At 43.5% G+C, this 20,636-nt stretch carries 17 protein-coding genes and 1 pseudogene; 10 read left to right on the top strand and 8 right to left on the bottom strand.

Annotation, left to right across the window (positions count from 1 at the left end):
* Positions 1-109 precede the first annotated feature (109 nt).
* The 3 genes from Q0081_RS04875 to Q0081_RS04865 all read left to right on the top strand — a co-directional run bounded on the left by Q0081_RS04875 (position 110) and on the right by Q0081_RS04865 (position 2,828).
* Positions 110-1,381: a M14 family zinc carboxypeptidase gene (locus Q0081_RS04875; protein ID WP_298349938.1), complete on the top strand. Its 1,272-nt coding sequence runs from the start codon at positions 110-112 to the stop codon at positions 1,379-1,381.
* Positions 1,382-1,477: 96 nt separating this feature from the next.
* Positions 1,478-1,837: a hypothetical protein gene (locus tag Q0081_RS04870; protein ID WP_298349936.1), complete on the top strand. Its 360-nt coding sequence runs from the start codon at positions 1,478-1,480 to the stop codon at positions 1,835-1,837.
* A 16-nt stretch (positions 1,838-1,853) separates the two neighbouring features.
* Positions 1,854-2,828 carry a metallophosphoesterase gene (locus tag Q0081_RS04865; protein ID WP_298349934.1) on the top strand — a complete coding sequence of 325 codons (975 nt, stop codon included), beginning with the start codon at positions 1,854-1,856 and terminating at the stop codon, positions 2,826-2,828.
* Positions 2,829-2,877: 49 nt separating this feature from the next.
* On the opposite strand, the pseudogene Q0081_RS31805 reads toward Q0081_RS04865, so the two are convergent.
* The 4 genes and pseudogenes from Q0081_RS31805 to Q0081_RS04850 all read right to left on the bottom strand — a co-directional run.
* Positions 2,878-3,093 (bottom strand): annotated as a pseudogene (locus Q0081_RS31805) (type II toxin-antitoxin system RelE/ParE family toxin); the annotation flags it as partial.
* A gap of 81 nt (positions 3,094-3,174) precedes the next feature.
* Positions 3,175-3,354, bottom strand: a complete 180-nt coding sequence (locus tag Q0081_RS04860; protein WP_298349932.1) for a hypothetical protein — start codon at positions 3,352-3,354, stop codon at positions 3,175-3,177.
* Positions 3,355-3,448: 94 nt separating this feature from the next.
* Entirely contained in the window at positions 3,449-4,621 is a 1,173-nt protein-coding gene (locus Q0081_RS04855) for a glutathionylspermidine synthase family protein (RefSeq protein WP_298349929.1), read from the bottom strand.
* A 92-nt stretch (positions 4,622-4,713) separates the two neighbouring features.
* Complete coding sequence (locus Q0081_RS04850) at positions 4,714-5,334, bottom strand: hypothetical protein (RefSeq protein ID WP_298349927.1); 621 nt, start codon at positions 5,332-5,334, stop codon at positions 4,714-4,716.
* Between the two features lie 411 nt (positions 5,335-5,745).
* On the opposite strand from Q0081_RS04850, the gene mdh reads away from it, so the two are divergent.
* Positions 5,746-6,675 (top strand): malate dehydrogenase, encoded by a 930-nt coding sequence (gene mdh / locus Q0081_RS04845; protein WP_298349926.1) that lies wholly within the window; start codon positions 5,746-5,748, stop codon positions 6,673-6,675.
* A gap of 111 nt (positions 6,676-6,786) precedes the next feature.
* Positions 6,787-8,811: a plastocyanin/azurin family copper-binding protein gene (locus tag Q0081_RS04840; protein ID WP_298349925.1), complete on the top strand. Its 2,025-nt coding sequence runs from the start codon at positions 6,787-6,789 to the stop codon at positions 8,809-8,811.
* 45 nt (positions 8,812-8,856) lie between these two features.
* On the opposite strand, the gene Q0081_RS04835 is transcribed toward Q0081_RS04840, so the two are convergent.
* Together Q0081_RS04835 and Q0081_RS04830 are read right to left on the bottom strand one after the other, a co-directional pair.
* Entirely contained in the window at positions 8,857-10,440 is a 1,584-nt protein-coding gene (locus Q0081_RS04835) for a hypothetical protein (protein WP_298349924.1), read from the bottom strand.
* 452 nt (positions 10,441-10,892) lie between these two features.
* Positions 10,893-11,075, bottom strand: a complete 183-nt coding sequence (locus Q0081_RS04830) for a hypothetical protein (protein ID WP_298349923.1) — start codon at positions 11,073-11,075, stop codon at positions 10,893-10,895.
* A gap of 622 nt (positions 11,076-11,697) precedes the next feature.
* Between Q0081_RS04830 and Q0081_RS04825 the strand changes: the two genes are divergently transcribed.
* Entirely contained in the window at positions 11,698-11,835 is a 138-nt protein-coding gene (locus Q0081_RS04825) for a hypothetical protein (protein WP_298349922.1), read from the top strand.
* A 41-nt stretch (positions 11,836-11,876) separates the two neighbouring features.
* Here the strand turns inward: Q0081_RS04825 and Q0081_RS04820 are convergent, their stop codons facing one another.
* Positions 11,877-13,685 carry a hypothetical protein gene (locus Q0081_RS04820; protein ID WP_298349920.1) on the bottom strand — a complete coding sequence of 603 codons (1,809 nt, stop codon included), beginning with the start codon at positions 13,683-13,685 and terminating at the stop codon, positions 11,877-11,879.
* 241 nt (positions 13,686-13,926) lie between these two features.
* On the opposite strand from Q0081_RS04820, the gene Q0081_RS04815 reads away from it, so the two are divergent.
* Complete coding sequence (locus tag Q0081_RS04815) at positions 13,927-14,754, top strand: DUF2911 domain-containing protein (RefSeq protein WP_298349918.1); 828 nt, start codon at positions 13,927-13,929, stop codon at positions 14,752-14,754.
* A gap of 79 nt (positions 14,755-14,833) precedes the next feature.
* On the opposite strand, the gene gatC is transcribed toward Q0081_RS04815, so the two are convergent.
* Positions 14,834-15,121, bottom strand: a complete 288-nt coding sequence (gene gatC / locus Q0081_RS04810) for an Asp-tRNA(Asn)/Glu-tRNA(Gln) amidotransferase subunit GatC (RefSeq protein WP_298349916.1) — start codon at positions 15,119-15,121, stop codon at positions 14,834-14,836.
* Between the two features lie 393 nt (positions 15,122-15,514).
* On the opposite strand from gatC, the gene Q0081_RS04805 reads away from it, so the two are divergent.
* The 3 genes from Q0081_RS04805 (at position 15,515) to gldG (ending at position 20,625) form a co-directional block, all read left to right on the top strand.
* Complete coding sequence (locus Q0081_RS04805; protein WP_298349914.1) at positions 15,515-16,981, top strand: TonB-dependent receptor; 1,467 nt, start codon at positions 15,515-15,517, stop codon at positions 16,979-16,981.
* Between the two features lie 36 nt (positions 16,982-17,017).
* Positions 17,018-18,880 (top strand): hypothetical protein, encoded by a 1,863-nt coding sequence (locus Q0081_RS04800; protein WP_298349913.1) that lies wholly within the window; start codon positions 17,018-17,020, stop codon positions 18,878-18,880.
* A 110-nt stretch (positions 18,881-18,990) separates the two neighbouring features.
* Positions 18,991-20,625 (top strand): gliding motility-associated ABC transporter substrate-binding protein GldG, encoded by a 1,635-nt coding sequence (gene gldG / locus Q0081_RS04795; RefSeq protein WP_298349911.1) that lies wholly within the window; start codon positions 18,991-18,993, stop codon positions 20,623-20,625.
* Positions 20,626-20,636 lie beyond the last annotated feature (11 nt).

Raw genomic sequence — 20,636 nt, 5'->3', positions numbered from 1 at the left:
ATGTTTAGCAACAATAGTAGTAACAATGACGAAACCCCCTACTTTGTTTGCGTAACTCCCCGAAAGTTCTGAACTTTCGGGGAGTTTTCACAATATCTTTCCTACGCTTATGAAACACCTTCTATTGGTGGTTTCTTTTTTTTGTATGTCTGAAACCATTATTGCCCAAAACACGCTGTCTCAGCGCCTCTTCGACGCTCACGAACTATTCAAAGAAAAAAGTGTGGCTGAACGTCGTGCTTTCAAACACCGTCACTTGATTCCGTTGATTGACAAAGCCAAATCCAATTCCAAATTTGCAGTAACCGAAGCAGGAAAATCGTTTGAAGGACGTTCGATTTTTCAGGTAAAATACGGCACCGGCGCACCTCCTGTTTTATTGTGGTCGCAAATGCACGGCGACGAAGCGACAGCAACGATGGCCATGTTGGACATTTTCAATTTTCTGAGTGCAAGCGGAGATGGTTTCGACGATTTTCGTAAAAAATTACTGGAAAAAAGTACCCTTTACTTCATTCCAATGCTTAATCCCGACGGGGTTGAACGTTGGCAGCGGCGTACCGCGCAGGAAATTGATATGAATCGTGATGCACTACGGTTGCAATGTCCTGAATCAAAATTGCTCAAGCATCTCCAACAAACGCTCAAACCGGCCGTTGGCTTTAACCTTCACGACCAAAGCCCGCGTTACAGCGTAGGCGAGTCAAAAGAAGTGGCGGCCATTTCGTTTTTGGCCACAGCGTATAACGAAGACAGAAGCATCAACGCCATCCGTGAACGCGCCATGCAATTGATTGTGGGGATGAATCGCGAATTGCAAAAATTTGTCCCTAACCAAGTAGCGCGCTATTCCGACGAGTTTGAGCCGCGTGCTTTTGGCGATAATATTGCCAAATGGGGTACCAGCCTTATTTTGATTGAATCGGGCGGGTACAAAGACGATCCCGAAAAACAGTATTTGCGTAAAATGAACTTCGTTGCCATTTTGACGGCGTTAGAGTCCATTGCTGATGGAACATACGCTCGCGAAAATCGTAACGATTACGAAAAAATCCCCCAAAACGCCCGCAATCACTTTGACCTTATCATTCGGAATGCCAAGACTGAACTCAATGGACAGACCTATACCGTTGATGTAGCCGTCAACCGCAACGAAGTCAACAATGCCGATGCGACTGGGTTCAGCTATCGCAGCAGCATCGAAGATTTTGGCGATTTGTCAGTATTTTACGGCATTGATGAATTGGATGCCCAAGGTGCCATGCTCGTAGACGCCAAAGGCAAACCCATCGTTTTGAGATTAGGCGACCGAGGCAATTTTGAACTTCGCTCCGATAAGAAAAGCTGGAAAATAGAAAGCGGTTTTGTGAAGAGTTTGTAACAGAACAGTTATTCAATGAGTTGTAATATCCGTGCGGTGGGTTACTTACAATCCACCGCATTTTATTTATTTTGATAACCCTTTTCCCTTAAAAAGATGAAAATCACGAAACTTATCTTAACTTTACTATTTGGTGCTTTTATGGTTTTTGGAGGAGTAAACCATTTCCTGAAACCCGCGATGTATCTTCCTTTTATTCCTGATTTTTTACCTGGAGAAGCCATCAATTACGTGTCAGGAATCGCAGAAATTATCGTGGGCATCGGTGTATTTATTCCCAAATTTCGCTCTTTATCAACGCTTGGAATTCTCATCATGATGGTGGCATTTCTGCCCTTGCATGTCATTGATGTATTCAAAGAACACCCAGCTGTGGGAAGCCACCAAGTGGCTTTGATACGTCTTCCTCTTCAATTTGTATTGATTTTTTGGGCTTGGTTTATCCATAAAAAATAAACCATTACTATTGACCATGAAAAGACGCGACCTGCTTTCCTCCCTTGTCATTGCCCCTTTTTTAGGAAACAAATCAAAATCAATCCTTTCAGAAAGGGGAAGTTTTGCGATTGATGCCAACCAAGTTCGTTTTTTCAACGCTTCCATTCGCGAGCGCTTCAGTATTATGTTTATTGCCGATACTCATCTTTTTATGGATGATGCACGCGGAGAACCGTACCAGCAATACAGTGACCGAATGGCCAAAGCCTATAATCAAACAAAGCATTTTCAAACGGGTGAAGCCACAAATCCCGCAGAATGCTTTCAGGAAACGCTTGACATTGCTAAAAACGAAGGCGTTTCTTTGGTCGCACTCATCGGCGACATCATGAGTTTTCCTTCCGAAGCGGCCGTTGATTGGGTCACTCAACAACTAAAAACGACAGGTTTACCTTACGTATATGTGGCCGGCAATCACGATTGGCATTATGAAGGAATGCCCGGCACAGTAACTGAACTGCGCGATACGTGGACAAAGAAACGTCTTTTCCCTCTTTATCAGGGAGGGTATCCCCTGATGACGGTTCGAGAAATCAATGGTGTACGTTTTGTGGTTATTGACAATTCAACGTACGAAATTCTGCCCGAACAACTCGCGTTTTTCCGAAAAGAAGTTGCAACCGGAAAACCTTTGGTATTATTAGTCCATATCCCGTTGTATGCCCCCGAAAGGTCTGTTGGTTTTGGATGCGGGCATCCCGATTGGAGCGCAAAGGCGGACAAAAATTACCAACTCGAACGCCGCCCGCAATGGCCCGAAGCTGGACATAATGAAGTGACTAAAACCTTTTACAAAGAAGTGATGAATACGCCCCATTTGCTGGGAATTATTGCAGGACACACGCACAAACAATCACTTGATGTAATGAATGGTTTACCGCAGATTGTCACTAATCCAAACGCAACGGGAGCTTACTTAAAAGTGGAGTTTATTCCTCAAAAAGCCTGATCTTCACTTATTTCAAGGCGGAATAACATTATTAAAAATTTAACCAGCTCTACTTTCCTTCATTAGATAAGTGACGTTTTATGTCTCTTGAAGCGTGCTGAACAGTAATAATATCAATGCGATTTTCATTAATGATATGGTATATAATGCGATATCGTTGATAAATTAATTCGCGGACTTCCCTTTCGTCAATTTCGGGCAAAACTCTTCCCATTTCAGGAAATACCCGTAATAATTCAGCTCTTTTGGTAACTTCCACCACGAAACGAGAAGCATAGCTTGGAGAATACTAAGATAGATACTGGACAATGGCCTCTATATCAGCGCAATGCCTTGTGCGTTAGATTTACTTCAACCATTTACTTAAAGCCACTTTAGCTTCTTCTAACGAAACAACTTGATTACTATCTGATTGAGCCAATCCTTCATCTATTTGCTGCAAAAAAATAAGTCGCTCAATAAGCTCTTCTACGTCAAATCGCTCAGGAAGTTCTTTTAGTGCGACTAACACTTTTTCTTTTGTCATAATAATAACTTTTGTTAAACACAAATAGAAAAACTCTCCCTTATTATCAAGTTAATTTGAAAGAAGCTTGAGTAAACTTATACTCTATACCCTCTTACTCTACCAAATGCCCCACAAACTGTGCGGTATTGTCAATGATTTTACCACCTCGACGATAGCCTAAACCACAGGCATCGCCTGCCCAAAACACCCCCGCTTGGTAGCGTTTGCCGAGGGAATCGCGCGGAAATTCTACGTATTCCTGATATACTTTTTCGTAATCACCATAGTCACCGCCGGCAGCGGAAATGACCGTTCCGTTGGTTTCTAAGATACGAACATTGGCCCCTTCTCGGCCAAACAGCACTTTTTCTACACTTATTTTATCCGAAAGCGGTTGGGTAGTCGTAGACAACAAAAGTGGGTGATTGGGATACAAATCCCACAATAATTTTAAGATGTATTTCGATTGGAACAGCAAGGTATAAGCAGGATTGATAATCACCGCTTTGCCGTTTTTAACGATACTTGTCAGTAACTCAGCCAATTCAGGTTCATCGTAACCAATGTATTCCCACGGCACCAACTTAAACCAAAAATCAAACTGTTCAAACTTGCCGTTTTGCGGATTTTGCTTAAAAATTCCTTCGGTAGCCGTAAACTCCACTTCATCCATGTAACTGAACTCTACGTCAAAACCCGCCTCGCGCGCTGCCTCACCCAATACCGCAACATTGGTATCGTCTTCGGGAGCATCACGCATGGTCGAAAATAGAAGCGTGGGCGTCAGATGCATATTCCGGCGACGAAGTTCGGCAAACTGACCTTTCAACGATTCATAAACATTGTTGAACTGCTTGCTCTCGTCCATATTATTGGCTTTGAGGTGCGCCCATTGCACCACCGCCGTTTCGGGAATACAGGTAGCTGTATCGGCATTGAATTCGATAAGTTTTATCGGTTCCCGGCTCACCCCTCCCGCCAAATCAAATCGCCCATAAATATGCCAATGACGGTCGTCCTCCCACGTAAGTTTTATCAATTCAATCAAGTTTTCGGGAATACCCATTTCTTTCCACAGATTTCTGTCTATGGCATGTTGAGCCGCTTCCGTATAAATCTCGTACAGTTCGTTGGCCGCATTGTAATACGCCTCCGCTTCGTACGATTTTATGGTAACCACTTCGTTGGTCAAATAAGGCAACGTATCCGCCCCCAACATCCAATCCCAACCGACATTACGTAATTGGACTTCGGGACTATTATTTAAATAGCGTGTATTGATCATTTTTGTAATGGTAAATTAGTTATGCACACAGCGTTGCAAAGTCGCAATGTTTTCGCGTCTCTGCACCTTATGCCTCTTTGCGTGAGAAAAAATTAACTCCCCGAACTGCGACTGCGACCAAAAAACCCACTGCGACTGCTGCTCGGACGCGAAGCAGAGCTTTTGCGGTAGCTATGGTAGCTTTCATGAATGCCAGCCGAACGCTGATATACCGACGAATTGGCATACGCTCCCGAGCTATACTGACGCTCACGTCCTTCGCTATAGAATTGCGAATTGTTGTTTCGGCCCAGCATATATCCCATTCCTCCCCAAAGCAGCGCATTGGAAAGTGAACTGCGGTGATAATGACTGTGATACTGATTCGGATTATTATAATAATCACGGGTCGTGGAATCTGTTTTTACCAGATTTCGGGCTTCTGCTACGGTCAGGGTATCGCGTCGTCCGTCGAAATAACGGACAACAGCACCTGCTTCGGCATCACTGTTGACGGCCACTTCGTCCGTAATTTTATACTCGCCGGGTTTTATTTCTGTAATGTATGTTTTCACAGGGCGACCTTTGTAGGGAGTCTCCTGCTGCTCGTTGTCATCGGACCCGCCGCAACTTTGGAGCATCATCCCTCCATTCAATAATGCCACAGTCAACGCGGCGCCGATTGTAATTTCTTTGACAGTCTTGACGACCGTTCCTTTACGTTTGGGTGTCATGTTAAAAAAGGTTGGGTGATAATCAACGATAAAGTTAGTATTTCATGGCTGAAAAAAGGAATACAAAGGTAAGTTAGTGATTTAAAGGTCTGCAAACGAATTCGGATGGACAGCCTTTTTCAGGAAAAAGTGTCTTGTAAATCTCTTATGAACGGTAAAAGTCATAAACATCCGGGGAGGTATTCCACACATTGTCTGTTGTTTCTTAGTAAAGAACAACAAGTAATAAAACAAGCTTCACTACACGTTTTTAGCATTAAAAATACCTTTAAGAGTAGCTTTAAAAGGTTTTCGCTCTATCTTTACGGCTCAAATACAAATTAACTATTGCCCATGTCTTTATTTTACTCCCAAGGCATGGCCAAACCTTTAAAAAGTTCCCCCGTCGGGGGTTAGGGGGCTTTAAACACTATGAAAATTACCGTAGTAGGAGCAGGGGCAGTAGGCGCAACCTGCGCTGACAACATCGCTCGCCGTCAGTTGGCTCAGGAAGTAGTATTGCTCGACATCAAAGAAGGGTTATCGGAAGGAAAAGCCCTTGATATGTTTCAAACAGCTACATTGAACGGATTCGATACCAAAATCACCGGTTCGACCAACGACTACGAAAAAACGAAAGGTTCAGAAGTAGTAGTTATTACGTCGGGTATTCCCCGTAAGCCCGGCATGACGCGTGAAGACCTTATCGGTATCAACGCGGGTATAGTAAAAGGAGTGGCCGAAAACATTTTGAAATATTCTCCTAAAGCCATCATCATCATCGTTTCCAACCCAATGGATACTATGACGTACTTGGCATTTAAAGAATTGGGATTACCTAAAAAACGCATCATCGGGATGGGCGGTATTTTGGACAGCGCACGTTTCAAAACGTATCTATCGCTTGCCATGAATGTATCTCCTAATGACCTTCACGGAATGGTAATCGGTGGACACGGTGACACCACGATGATTCCTTTGACTCGTTTGGCGACTTACAACGGTATTCCGGTAAGTCGCTTCCTATCTGAAGAAAAATTACAGCAAGTAGCAGCTGATACGATGGTAGGCGGTGCTACCCTCACCAAAATGATTGGTACGTCGGCTTGGTATGCACCGGGCGCGGCAGTAGCCTCGTTGGTAGAAAGCATCGTTCGTGACCAAAAACGCATTTTCCCTTGTTCAGTCTATCTGAACGGCGAATACGGCCAAAAAGACATCTGTATGGGTGTTCCGGTTGTGATTGGTGCCGGTGGCTGGGAAAAAGTCGTAAGTCTGCGTTTGAGCGAGTCGGAAAAAGCAGCATTTGCTAAGTCTGCCGACGCCGTTCGTAACATGAACAACGTACTTTCGACCATTTAATCGAAATAATACAATTTAAATAAAAGCGGAGTGCTACTTGGTGCGCCGCTTTTATTTTGGGTAAAAGAAATGCTGAATGGTCTTTATTATTGAAAAACAAGGTTGCTGTTCATGAAAAAAATCTTTTTGTATTCTCTCCTTCTGTCCTTTGCTTCTTCGTTTGTAGGCCAGGCGCAAAACCGTCCCATGATTGAAGAAGATTATTATCGCATTGTTACCTTACCTGTCCCTGAAAATATTCAACTGGAAATCGGCGGATTGTCGGTCTTACCCGATGGACGTTTGGCGGCTTCTACCCGGCGGGGTGAGGTGTGGATGATTACCAATCCGTACCTAAAAGGGTCGGGACAACCTACCTATAAGCGATTTGCACACGGTCTGCACGAACCTCTGGGCTTGCTTTATCGCCCCGATGGTTCCTTTCTGCTATCACAGCGCGGGGAAATCACGCATTTGGTCGATTCAGATGGCGATGGAGTTGCCGATGTGTATGATTCGTTTTACAAATGGCCTTTGTCGGGAAATTACCACGAATACTCGTACGGGCCCGTTCAGGCACCCAACGGTGAGCTGCTCGTTACACTCAATTTAGGCTGGATCGGGCACGGTTCCAGCATGGCAAAATGGCGCGGTTGGTTATTGAAATTTGACGACAAAGCCAACATGAAACCCATTGCGACAGGTTTGCGCTCACCGGCAGGGTACATTGCTTTGCAAAACGGTGATATGTTCTACACTGAAAATCAGGGAGACTGGGTAGGTTCCGGCCGCATGACTCACTTAGAAACGGGTGATTTCGCCGGTAATCCAGAAGGGCTGGTATGGAGTCAGGAGCCCGACTCTCCCTTGAAATTGAAACAAAAAGACATTCCCGATACGGGAGAACCTTTGTACGAAGTAGCCAAACGGGTACCGGGACTGAAAGCCCCTGCGGTTTGGTTTCCCCATACGTTGATGGGAATTTCTACCTCTGACATTAAAGAAGACATGACAAAGGGTGCTTTCGGGCCTTTTGAAGGTCAGCTTTTTGTGGGAGACCAAGGACACAGTAAAATCATGCGGGTCATGCTTGAAAAAGTAAAAGGGCGTTGGCAGGGCATCTGCTTTCCTTTCCGGGAAGGTTTCCAATCGGGTATCTTGCGAATGGTTTGGGGCTTAGACGGTTCGATGTTTGTCGGCCAAACCAGTCGCGGTTGGTCGGCCACAGGAAAAGATCCTTTTGGCGTTCAACGATTGGTATGGACGGGTAAGACTCCGTTTGAAATGAAAACGGTTCGTTCTATGCCGGACGGTTTTGAGGTTGAATTCACCCTTCCGGCAGACAAGAAAGCCGCTCAGGACCCCGCTTCTTATCAATTCAACTCGTTTACTTACAAATATCACCATACGTACGGCAGTCCCATTATCAATGCTTCGGAGCGGGCAATACGCCACATTATTGTATCAGACAATGGACTGAAAGCCCGAATTGTGTTAGACAGTTTGAAGTTGGGATATATTCATGAAATCAAAGCGGAAGGAATTCGCTCGGCGGCAGGTATGCCTTTATTACACAACGTGGGGTATTATACCCTGAATGAAATTGCCGACGGCGAAAAAATACCAAGCACTCAATGGACTGCAAATACGCAAAAACCGGCAGTGGAAACGGCAAGTGTACATAGCGGACATACAATGCCTGCCACAAGTTCTGCTTCTGCCCCTTCAAAAGCTTCAAACAGTCCCAAACGCACCCTTGACCAACCTGCCGACTGGACAAACGGCCCTGACCAGGTAATCACTTTGGGTACAAAACCGGGCCTAAAGTTTGACGTAACAGAAGTTCAGGTGAAAGCGGGCAGTCGGATAAAATGGGTCTTTAATAACAACGACGATATGCTTCACAATTGTGTCATTGTAAAGCCTGGTATGGCTAATCCCGTAGGAGAAGCCGCTATCAAATTAGGTCTGAAAGGTTCTGATATGCAGTATGTTCCAAAATCTGCCAATGTGATTTTCCATACCAACATTTTGCAACCCGAAACGAGCGAATCTATCTACTTCATTGCTCCCAATGAGCCCGGCGAATATACATACCTGTGCACATTCCCGGGACATCATACGTTGATGCAAGGAAAGTTGAAGGTCACAAAATAAAACCGTCAGTCGGGTTTAAAAAGACACATCAACCGACCGACGGTTCTATTGCTGGCGAGCACGATTCGTAACTTCTAAAGGCGTAAAATCCTTAAATGCGCGACCGATAGCTTTATCGGTCGCTTCTTTTTTGTTTTCCCAGCCGGCATCCAAATCCAGCGTAACAAGACCTTTTATGGAAAGAGCTGCTTTGAATTCATCGCGTTTTTTAGCAAAATCTCCTTGCCGCCGAGAAGCTTTAAGGGCATATTCACGGGCAAAAACATCTCCTTTACTTTGAATCTCGATTTTCTTTTCCAGTACGTAGTTATAACGATCCAATAAATCACGAAGAGGTTTACCAATGACCTCAGCGGCTTCCAAGGCACCAATAGTAACAATTGTAGTTCCTCCAATGGCCGAAACAATAGATTTTGTCTGAGGTGCTTTAATAACAGCCGGCGAAAGTCCGGTAGTTGCTCCCAAGCCTGCATTGACCATAGAGCGATTTTTTTTGCCTTTTTTGGCTTTCAAATACGACCTTTTAAGCTCCTGCTCTTTTTCGCTGAGTTGGGTCACCAAGTTCCAGGCATCTACCAAAGCAGCTCGGTATAAATCATATAGCTGACGGTCTTTTTCAGCTTCATTGATGGCATTAACAATGTTAAATCTTATTTTTTGCTCATCTCTATTCTGTTCTTTATCAATTACAAAAAAAGTAATGGTAAAAGAAAGTGAATCGTGAGGGTCTTTTACAAAATCATAATTGGGCGTCCAAATGAATTCATATTGATTAGGGGTATTTCTGACGAGGGTACTTGCAGGTACATCCGGATTGTCAGTTACAAAATCAAAAGCGGAAATATCGTCATCTCCATTAGGATCCGACAGAAAAAACTTAAGATTGACTGTAGCGTTTTCTTTTGACTTAAAATACTCACCTTTAGGCACCTGTATAATGCTTGGCGGCAAATCCATCTGGGTAGCTTCAATTTTCAGCCTTCCTTTTGCCCGGGCTTTTCCCGGCTGGTCTTCTACCAAAAAATCAATAAAAACAGGACTCGTTTTTAAATTATTGAATTGAGTAAGAGAAGGATGCCACGTTAGTTCTCCTGCTGAAGTGAGTTTCGCCCCTTCTGGCATTGTTTCCGCTACGGGAATTACAACCAGGGGATCGCCGTCGTCATCCTTTAAAGCATTGGCATCAATTCTATAAATATTTTGGGTGCGATTTTGAACATAAAAAGGTTTTAACTCTTCCACCCGAGGAGGTCTGTTCACATGGACTACCTTTAACTCTATGGAGCGAGTCGCTGTTTCATTTTGTTTGTTTCTCGCCTCGAAAATAATCTGTACTGATTTTTGAGTATTGGTACGATCCGCCATTTCGTAGGATGGGACCCATCCAAAATGACCTGTGGAGTCAAAGACCATGCCTTCGACCAAACCTTGCATAATAACATACTTGACAGAATCACTTTTCCCGCCCGTAGTTTTTAATCGAAATTCGATACGACTCCCTTCCTGCACCGTATTCCAATTAGGTTCGGAAGGAAGCTCTATCTGAAAGTTTGTACGATTGTCCTGTGCCCTGAGTAATGTAGTTGAAACAAATAGCAGAAGGACAAAAAATTGAACTGAATATCTCATAATGGAAGCTAAGTCTCATCTGATTTAATTAAACGCAAAATTAAGGCTTTGATTTTACGTCTGCCTAAAAAATTGCTTTATTTCTGCATTAATCTAAGTAAAGATTGAAGAATAGCGTCGTTTAATTGTACAATTTTAAGAGCAAATAAAAATTAGGGGCAAATTCATTAGGCTTATTTCTTTAAGGCTCAATTATGGATTCAAGTTGCTACTAAAAGTTGAACTAAAGCAGTGAGTGCAACTTGCACCTCGTTTTCGAATGTTGTGTAAGTATTCAAAAAATCCCAAATAATAAGGGAGTCTTTCTTGCGAAATTCCACGATGGGGACGTAGCCACGGCCTTAACAATGACCGCACGGGGAGCCCCGCAAAAAGATTTCATTGTATTGACATGGACTTCACATTTGCCATCCTCATCTCGGGCGTACTGGCCTTGAGTATGGTTAACAGTTTTATGAATATATGAAATGGCCTGCAATGAGGTATAACTCATCAAACTCTACCTCGCCTTCTACTATTTCTTGTGGACTTTTCTCGCAAACGCCTTCTCTTAAAAGGCTTGTCATTACGTGTGTGTCGTTTTCGCTTACTCCCAATTCTTTGGAAATCTGTGCGTTAGAGAGGTTTAAACGCATTAGGTAAAGGCATATTATCCATACTTTCAGTGGCTGATGATGCCCTTGAAAAATAGTATTGGTTAAATCGTCAAAACACCTCGAACAATCTTTGCATTGGTAACGATAACGGTGTTCAGTTGTATTGTGATGCCCATGACGGTTGTGTTTATGGCTGCCACGGTGAGGACATTTTACCCCTTCAGACCAACGGAGTTCTCTTACTTTTTCATAGCATAATCGGTCATCAACAACGTCATTTATTCTTAGAATCATAAGCTTTTTTTACAAAAAAAACTATTTTAACGCTCTATTTAGCAACTTGAAATCATAATTGAGCCCTATTTTACATCAGAAAATGGTTGACAAAAAATATGCTAAACGCTGGAAAATAGACGGGGTCTCCCGCGCGGTATTACTTTAAGCATCTAAAAACGAATGGATTCAATTTGGAAGATATGTCTTTAATTATACCAACGGGCACAGACTATCTTAAAAATCACTCAATAAAAGTGATTAGTCTCTATGAATTTCTAACAATAGAGTTGGCGATTATTGCTTCTTAAATTCCAAGCTTTGTGTTATAGCAATCACAGGCAAGTTTACGTTTTCTTCCTCATACAATTGATTAACTTTCAGGCTGATGACCTTCCACTGCTCGCCCGGTTTTGTCTATTTAATAGCATACGAAGGTATTGGAGGGGAAACCAGCGAAAAAGCAGAAGAAGTAACTCTTTCCGGAAAGAGAATCAAACAAGAGTGGTCAGCAAAAATTTGCTAACCACTGAAACACTTAAAAAACCAAAAACTAATATTCTTCATTTACGCCCCCACAGGAACGGGAACTGACATATTTTTTATCGTATTTTCAAACTGATTTAGTTCTTCCTTCATTTCTTCCAAATACCGCTCCGCTTCATTTTTCAGAGAAGGCATGAGTCGTTTATAATAATCCACCCCTTGCAGAAGATTCGTTTGAAACAGTTGGAAATAACGCACTTTCTTGGTCGTGAGGCTATCCATGTTTTTCTTCAACTCATCATCAAAGTAGTTGATGTACATCCTCAACTCATTCACAAACAGGTTGGAACGCTTCACTGAATTGAGCAAATTCAAACGGCCATAAATGTGATCAACCATTTGCTGTAACGTAAATACGCCGGAGAAATACGCCAAATTAGGCCCTGGGCATATCGTAACGGCATTGAGTTTATGAGCAGGTTGCAAGCCTTCGCTCAACAAAGCCGAAGCACCCAAACCTTCACAAAGGCAATCTTTTTCGGTCACCTCCGCCAATTGCGCTTCGTACGCTGCGGGCGAAAGATTCTGTTGTTTCAATTTATTAATTTTCAAATGCTGGTATTCGCGCGAAGCGGCACAAATGGGTATTTCGGTAAATTCCGTATTAGCTACCAGAAATTTCTTGTAACAGGGACTACCCGGGCGGTTTTTCGCAATACGCGTTGCTAATTGCTGTTGAGCCGTACTTTTTCGGAAATTATTAAAAGGAATCCCTAACGGTGATGCATGACTCAGGTAATAATCGTCAGGTTTGGCCGTAGCCAACGACTGAAGGGTAGTTTCGTCCACGCTCGTCGCTTCCGGAACGAGCAAAAACGGACTTCCCCAACCGGTAGCATCGGCTTGGTAATGCTCCAACAGAAATTTATTCTCGTTGGCAGTTCCGATACCGCCCTGCACTGTAATGCGAAGCACGGGTCGAGTTTCAAAAGTTGTAGCTCCTTTTGAAACCAAGGCTTGATTGCACATGGTCCAAAGCTCGTTTGCGAGGGCTTCTCTATTTGCCTTAAACTCCTCCATAATAGGACCCAACAAGAGCCCATCGGTCGCAAAAGCATGTCCGCCACAGTTCAATCCTGATTCAATTCTGAATTCAGAAATCCACAAACCCTTTTTGGCCAATAGTTTACCCTGCGTCAGTGCCGAACGGTAATCGCTTACTTTCAGCACAATCTTCTTTTTCAAATAGCCGGTTACGTCAGGAAAAAAGTCGCTGAATGTATCAATGTAGCCATACAGGCGCGGGTTATAACCAGCAGAAAAAACCACCGAAGATTCCAAATCACTTTGGGCAAAACCCCGCAAACTGGAAAGTGCATCCGAAAATTCTTTAGGAAGCATTTCACCTTCTTTGGTATAATTGTTTCGGTCTACTTTCGCCATGATGTTGACGTCAATAGCCCCGGCTTTAATTTCACTGCGAAGTCTTTCCTGCAATTGCGCCTTGTTCTCCCCTTCTTCAAGCAACATCATTTTCTGATACAGTTCTTTGATGGCCGAATCGTCGGGCAGGAGTTCGAAGTATTTAACAATTTCATTTCCAACCGTAAAGGGCAAATTTTGTAACTTTTCAACCTGCTGATTTACAATTTGATTGACCAAATTGAGATAGGATTGAATTCGTTTGGCACGCCAGTCTTCCTGATGTTTGGTAATTGGACTGAACGTCTCATTCACCCACGGGCTGTACAACTCACGGAGGCGCTCCATCAGCTCATCTTCAATGATGGAAATGACCGACGAAATCCCAAAACGAGCGACTTTAATGGGCGACTCCATCGTAAAGCCCAGACCCATGACGGGAATATGAAAAGTATGTTGCTTTGACATGTAAAAAGTAGCAATTTAATAATTAGTGGATATCAGGCCCTCCGAATCTAATATCTCCAAAAATCGGCATTTCCTCGTTGGTAAATGATGACATACATCAGTAATTATCTCATAAATTCAACCCAACGGTACACTTAGCCGTCATTTTTTTGAATTATTTAGTGAATTATTGAGTTTTCAATTCAGCTAATAGCCGATAGACTGTAAGCGATAATCGTTTAACCAAAATTAAAAAAATCAAATGAAAAAAGTCGTTGTACTTCTTTTTGTCCTTCTTTCAGCGGGTGCTTTTGCACAAGGTATCAAGACCCCGGCCCCCAGTCCAACCCAAACCCTCAAGCAAGACTTTGCCCTTTCTTCCATTGAAATCACCTATTCACGTCCGGTAGCAAAAGGCCGCAAGATTTTTGGTGACTTAGTACCGTTCGGTAAAATTTGGAGAACAGGTGCTAACGCAGCTACCAAAGTAACTTTTGGAGAAGATGTAAAAGTGGGTGGAATGCCCGTAAAAGCCGGTTCGTACGCAATTTATTCCGTTCCTACTGCCGGTGCTTGGGAAATTATCATCAACAAAGGCGCTAATAACAGCGGTTTGACAGGCTACAAAACCGAAGATGACGTGGCTCGTTTCAAAGTAGAATCTATGCAGCTGCCTATGATGATTGAGAATTTCACCATCATTTTAGGTAATTTGACAGCCTCCTCTGCCGACATCCAAATCTTATGGGAAAACACCGCGGTACAAATCCCGGTAGTGGCTGACATTGACACTAAAATCATGGCGCAAATCAGCTCAGCCATGGCTGTAGACAGCCGTCCTTATTTTCAGGCCGCCAGTTATTATTTTGATAACGGTAAAGACATTGCCAAAGCATTGGAATGGGCTAACAAAGCCGTTGAAGCACAACCTACTGCGTTTTGGGTAATGCACTTAAAAGCAAAAATTCAGGCAAAAGCAGGCGATAAAACAGGCGCAAAAGCAACAGCCATGAAATCTATTGAATTGGCCAAAGAAGCTAAAAACGACGATTACGTAGTTTTGAATCAAAAGTTGATTGCTACTTTATAGTACGCACCAACATCTGTTATTTGGAAGCTCTTCTCATTTTTGGGAAGAGCTTTATTTTTTACACTCGGAGCGAATCTACTTATTCAATCACTTTCGGAACTCTAAAATACGTACCATCCTGCGAAGGTGCATTCAAAAGCCCTTTTTCACGGGATAAGTGATTGCCAACCGTGTCTTCACGCATCACGTTTATTTCCGAAGAAATGTGCGTAAGCGGCGCTACATCGTCCGTGTTAAGCTCATTTAGGTGTTCCATCCACGAAAGCACGCTTACGAGACTTTCCAACAAAGGGGCTTCTTCTTCCGGTTTGATTTCCAAACGCGCTAAGTGCGCAATCTTATGGAGAGTATCTTTATCTATTTGCATACTGCAAAATTACGACTTTATCCACAATTTGGGTAGCTGGGAATCAATTGTGAATTAGTGAATTGACAATTAGTGATTAATTCATTGATTATAAGTACATTACAAACCTATTAATCCAAAATTGATTTACCTAAATTACTAATGAAAACACATTTAAATGAATCAATACTCCAGTTTGAGGTTCATTTTGGTAGAATTGGCTTATTCAATCATTGTTTATTTTACCTTACTAAAGGAGCTGTGTATGTCAATTTGTGGTATGGGAGTTTAGGGAGTTTATCGTATTTTTGTACAATCTTGACGGGTTTATTAATTAGTTTTGTACAAACTCGTCCGATTTTCCTTTAAAACTTTGGAAAGTTTTAACCCACCTTATCAGCAACCGACAATTTCATGAGTATTCCTTACGACAAAAACCTTGGCACGAAACAAAAGGCTCTTCGCATCAACTTAGACCGCCGTATTTATGGCTCTTTTGCCGAAATCGGAGCAGGACAGGACACGGCTGCCAATTTTTTTAAAGCGGGTGGCGCTTCGGGTACGATTGCCAAAACTATGTCGGCGTATGACATGAAATTCAGTGACGAAATCTACGGCCCCGAACCCAGTGGCCGCTACGTTGTCGAATCACGGTTGATGAAAATGGTTAAGCATGAATACGACTTGGTAGAACAGCGATTGGCCGAAAAACGCGGTGCTGACAGTTTGTTTTTTGCTTTTGCCAACACCGTCGTAGCGCTCAATTATCAGAAAAGCAACGAAGGTCACGGTTGGCTGGGACTTCGGTTTCAGCTCACTCCCCGCTCGCCTTATAATGATGTTGTAATTCACATTAAAATGCTCGACAACGACAGCATTTTACAGCAATACACCCTGGGTGTGATTGGGGTTAACCTGATTTACGGCTGTTTTAATTACTACAAATCGCCCGAAACGCTTTTGCTTTCGCTCATGGACGATTTGAGCCCTGACCGCGTTCAAATAGACATGATTCGGATTCAGGGACCCGATTTTCAACACGTTGATAATCGCCTGATGAGTTTATATTTGGTAAAACATGGTTTCACGGAAGTAGCGATGTTTGGTCCAGACGGTCAAGTGTTGCAACCCTCGGAAGCGCTTTACAAAAAGCACATTCTCCTTTTGCGCGGCAGGCTTCGCCCCATTACCAATGTCCACGTAGATATGCTTCACAATGGTCTCAAGCAATTTAAAGCCAAACCCGACGTAGACGAAAAAAAGGTAATGATGGTAGCCGAACTTACGCTTCAAAATTTGCGGGGAGCCGAAAAAGACATCAACGAAAAAGATTTTCTCGACCGCGTGGATGTGTTGAGTTCGATTGGGCAAACGGTAATGATTTCCAACTACCACGAATACCACCGATTAGTGGCATTTTTGGCCAAAACCACACGCCTCAAAATCGGTTTAGTATTGGGCATTCCTAATTTGGAATACATTTTTGAAGAAAGTTATTACCACAATCTGCCCGGCGGAATTTTAGAGTCATTTTCGACTTTGTTTAGCCGAAATGTCAAACTGTTTGTTTACCCAACTTTCAAAAACGGCAAACTCTACAATTGTCAAAATTTTGAATTATCCACCAATCTCCAGCCTCTTTTTAACTACTTGGTATGTAACGACAAAATCGAAGATATTCGTGATTACAACGAAGAAAACCTTAAAATTTCGACCGACCGCGTGCTTGAATTGATCAAACGCGGCGAGCCGGGCTGGGAAGAAAGCGTGCCAGTAGAAGTAGCCCAAATGATTAAAGATAAATGTTTGTTTGGTTTTCCCTGTGTAGTTTTTGAACCCAAACAAGTCGCTCATATTCATCAGGCAGTGGGGAATTTGTGAAAACAACCGTAACTTTGCCCTTCAACAGGTAGAGGTATGCACAAATTCATTGTTAGTTGTTTTGTAATTGCTTGGGCAGGAGCAGGGCTGTGGTCGAAGGTAAAAAACCAACCCCAATTCACTTACAGTCAAGACACTTTGCGTAAAGACACCCTTCGCAAAGACACCGGTAGTGTTGCTAAAAAAATCATCGGGCTTCAAAGAGACACTACTTTTCGGCCTGATACGGCAGCGCCCATCATCAAATCTGAGATAAAAATCGTCGATCTTTCCCATCTGTTTGTATGTCCGGGAAGTTCGGTGCTTATTCCTTTCAGCACTGAGGGCAAATTTGAAGAAAACACCTATTTCCGAGTACAGATAGCTGACATTTCAGGCAAATTTGTTACGATTTCGGATTCGGCTCTTCAAAGCCCGATTCGGGCAACGCTTCCCGCCAATCGCTCGGGTTTGGTTTCGGTACGAGTGGTTTCTGCGAAGAGTACAAGTAAACTCGCACGCCTGACGCTTTTGCCTTTCGCTCACGCCCGCATGGAGCTAAACGACGGCAGTGCCATAGCCAAAATCGGCCCGGGCCAAATGGCAACGTACCGTATTTTGCTCACCGGCGCGGCTCCTTGGTCTTTTACACTTTCCGATGGCACCACCGTAACCAACACAATGATAAATCCCTATACGGCGCAGGTAGCTCCTGCGCAAACGGGCTCCTATAAAGTAACATCAGTCAGCAATGCCTGCGGGAGCGGCACTACCTCGGGAGAATTAGTGGTACAGGTCAGTCAGGATACATTGCCCGTTATTACGCTGAAAGCAGTTCCCAAGGCCGGATTTCGGGTATGTACAGGTACTCCGTTTCAGATCAATTTCAATGCAACGGGTAAATACAATGTCGGAAATGGGTTTGTCGTACAATTGAGCGATGCTGCGGGAGAAAATTTTGCCAATATTTCTGAAATTGCTTCAGAAAGCCCCGTCATGGCAAAAACGCCGTTTGGAATAAAGCCGGGTAATTATAAATTGCGAGTGGTATCTACTTTTCCCACGATTTCAAGCGATACGGTAGATGTGAACGTTTCGGCAACGGCAACGGCAACCTTACGTCGTGATTCTCTTGAAATTCCCGAAGGAGGCTCCACTAATCTGAGCTTGGATTTTGGCGGTGGTGGCCCTTGGTTTGTGCTTTTATCGGACGGTACATACCAAAACGACATTCGCGTCACTCCTTATACAATTAAAGTAACTCCCAACAATCCAACGGCTTACAGCATTACCTCCGCAGGCGGATTTTGCGGGGTGGGAAGTTTTTCCGGAAATGCTTTTGTAAAAGTAAAAATCCCGCCGGCAACTATTACAACCGGTAACTTATCAGATAAAATCATTTGCTCCGGTACTGAAATTACGGTGCCGTTTACCACTACCGGACGCTTTGAAAATGCAAACCGCTTTGTGGTTCAAATAACGGACACCAGCGGAAAATGGGTCAACCTTCCTACGATGGGAGGAGCTACTGCATTACGTGCCAAGATTTTACCGCCGTATCTTAAAGACACACTTACTACGCAGCAAATTCGGGTTATTTCCACTTTCCCATTTACGGAAGGCGTACCTACCAACATCAACGTCATGATGCCCAATGCCGCTTCGGCTCTCGTGACGGGCGGGGCTGTGATTCGCCCCGGCGGAGCAGCTCGTATCCGGGTTACGTTTAAAAACGGTCTGCCGCCTTGGTCTTTTGTACTTTCCGACGGAACAGCGGTGGCTGGTACTTTTATTAACCCCTATCAACTTACTGTCAACCCACGAACGACTACGGAATACAAAGTGGTTTCGATTAATAATACCTGCGGAGCCGGCGTCACAAACGGCAACAGCGCTATGATTCGGGTGGAGACTAATTGAGGAATGTCGTTATGAATCCCATAAAATAGTACAGGTCATTTTTAAGGAAGCCACACGATACGGCTTCCTTTTTCGTTTTTAGCGTATCTTTGGCCGAAAATCCAGACTTTATGAAGTCGAAAATCGTTAAACTGCTTATTTTTATTGGCATTCTTGCCGCCGCTAATGTACTGGCTTCTTTTTTGTTTTTCCGTTGGGACTTGACTCAGGAAAAACGGTATACTATTTCTGATGCTACCAAAAAACTTCTCCAAAATTTAGACGAGCAAGTGACGATAAAAGTGTACATGACGGGCGATTTTCCCGCAGGTTTTGAGCGGCTGGAGCGAGCCATTCAGGAAACTTTAGAATCTTTTTCAGACTATGGCGGAGTGAATTTGGCCTATCGTTTTATCGAACCGAAAGATTCAAAAGTGCAGGAAGAATTGATTCAAAAGGGCTTGATTCCCACCAATTTGTTTGCCAACGAAGATGGAAAACGCACTGAGCGGCTGGTATTTCCTGGAGCGATTTTGGTGTATGATGGCAAAGAATATCCAGTGCAACTATTGAAAGGAAACAGTTCAGCCTCTTCAGAAGAACGGTTAAACCAATCCTACGAAGGGGTAGAGTTTGAATTAGCTTCCGCGATTCGGCGGTTGACTCAGAAAGAACGGAAACGCGTCGGAATTTTGGTGGGTCATACCAAGGTGCCACCCCAACGTTTTTCAGATTTTTTGGCTAACCTTCAACAAAATTACGACCTCTATTTTGACGTACAGAATCCCGATTCATGGGAAAAAGGAGATTTATTGGTCATTCCTAAACCCGATACCCCTTTTACCGACGATGAAAAATATCGTTTGGATCAGTTTGTGATGCGCGGCGGTAAGTTACTGATGTTTATCGATGGTGCCAGAGTGGACAGTATCAGTTTAGAAGGCACGTTTGCACAGCCATTGGATTTGAATCTGGATGATTTACTGTTTAAATACGGCTGTCGGGTCAATCAAAATTTAGTAAAAGATTTGAGTTGTGCCATGATTCCGCTCAACGTAGGTAATATGGGCGATAAACCACAAATAAAGCCGATGCCGTGGCGCTTTTTTCCGTTAATTAACAATTTTGGCAAACACCCGATTGTCCGTAATTTGGATGCCATTTATACCCGTTTTCCGAGCACAATTGATACGGTTGAAGCACCGGGGATTGTAAAAACTCCCTTGCTACTGACTTCTAAATACACTCAAATTCGCAAAGCGCCCGCTTTGGTGGCCTACAACGAAGCCCGTCAGCAACCCGACCCCAAAGACTACAATACGGGTGAAAAAGACATAGCCGTTTTATTGGAAGGCTCATTTACCTCCTTATTTAATAATCGTCTGCTACCCAACGACCCTCGCACAGCCACCTTTATAGGAAAAGGAAAACCGACGAAGATGATTGTAGTTTCGGACGGAGATTTGATTGTGAACGACATTGACTACAAACGCGGTGCTCCATTGCCTTTGGGCTACGACCGACTTTCGGAAAAAACCTTTGCCAATAAAGATTTTGCATTGTATGCGCTTGATTATCTGATGGATTCAGAAGGGCTTATCACGGCTAGAAACAAACAGGTGACGCTGCGTCCTTTGGATAAACTCCGTTTGAAAGAAGAACGTACGCAGTGGCAATTGCTCAATTTGCTCGGTCCTCTGGCTTTCATTGGAATTTTGGGAGGCGTATGGCAATGGTGGAGAAAGCGTAAATATGCGACCAAATAATAATTGATGGG

Source organism: Runella sp. (genome assembly GCF_027484545.1).
In the GTDB taxonomy this organism is placed as follows: Bacteria; Bacteroidota; Bacteroidia; order Cytophagales; family Spirosomataceae; genus Runella.
Note: the sequence above shows the minus strand (reverse complement) of the source record. Positions and strands in the feature narration are given on the sequence as shown.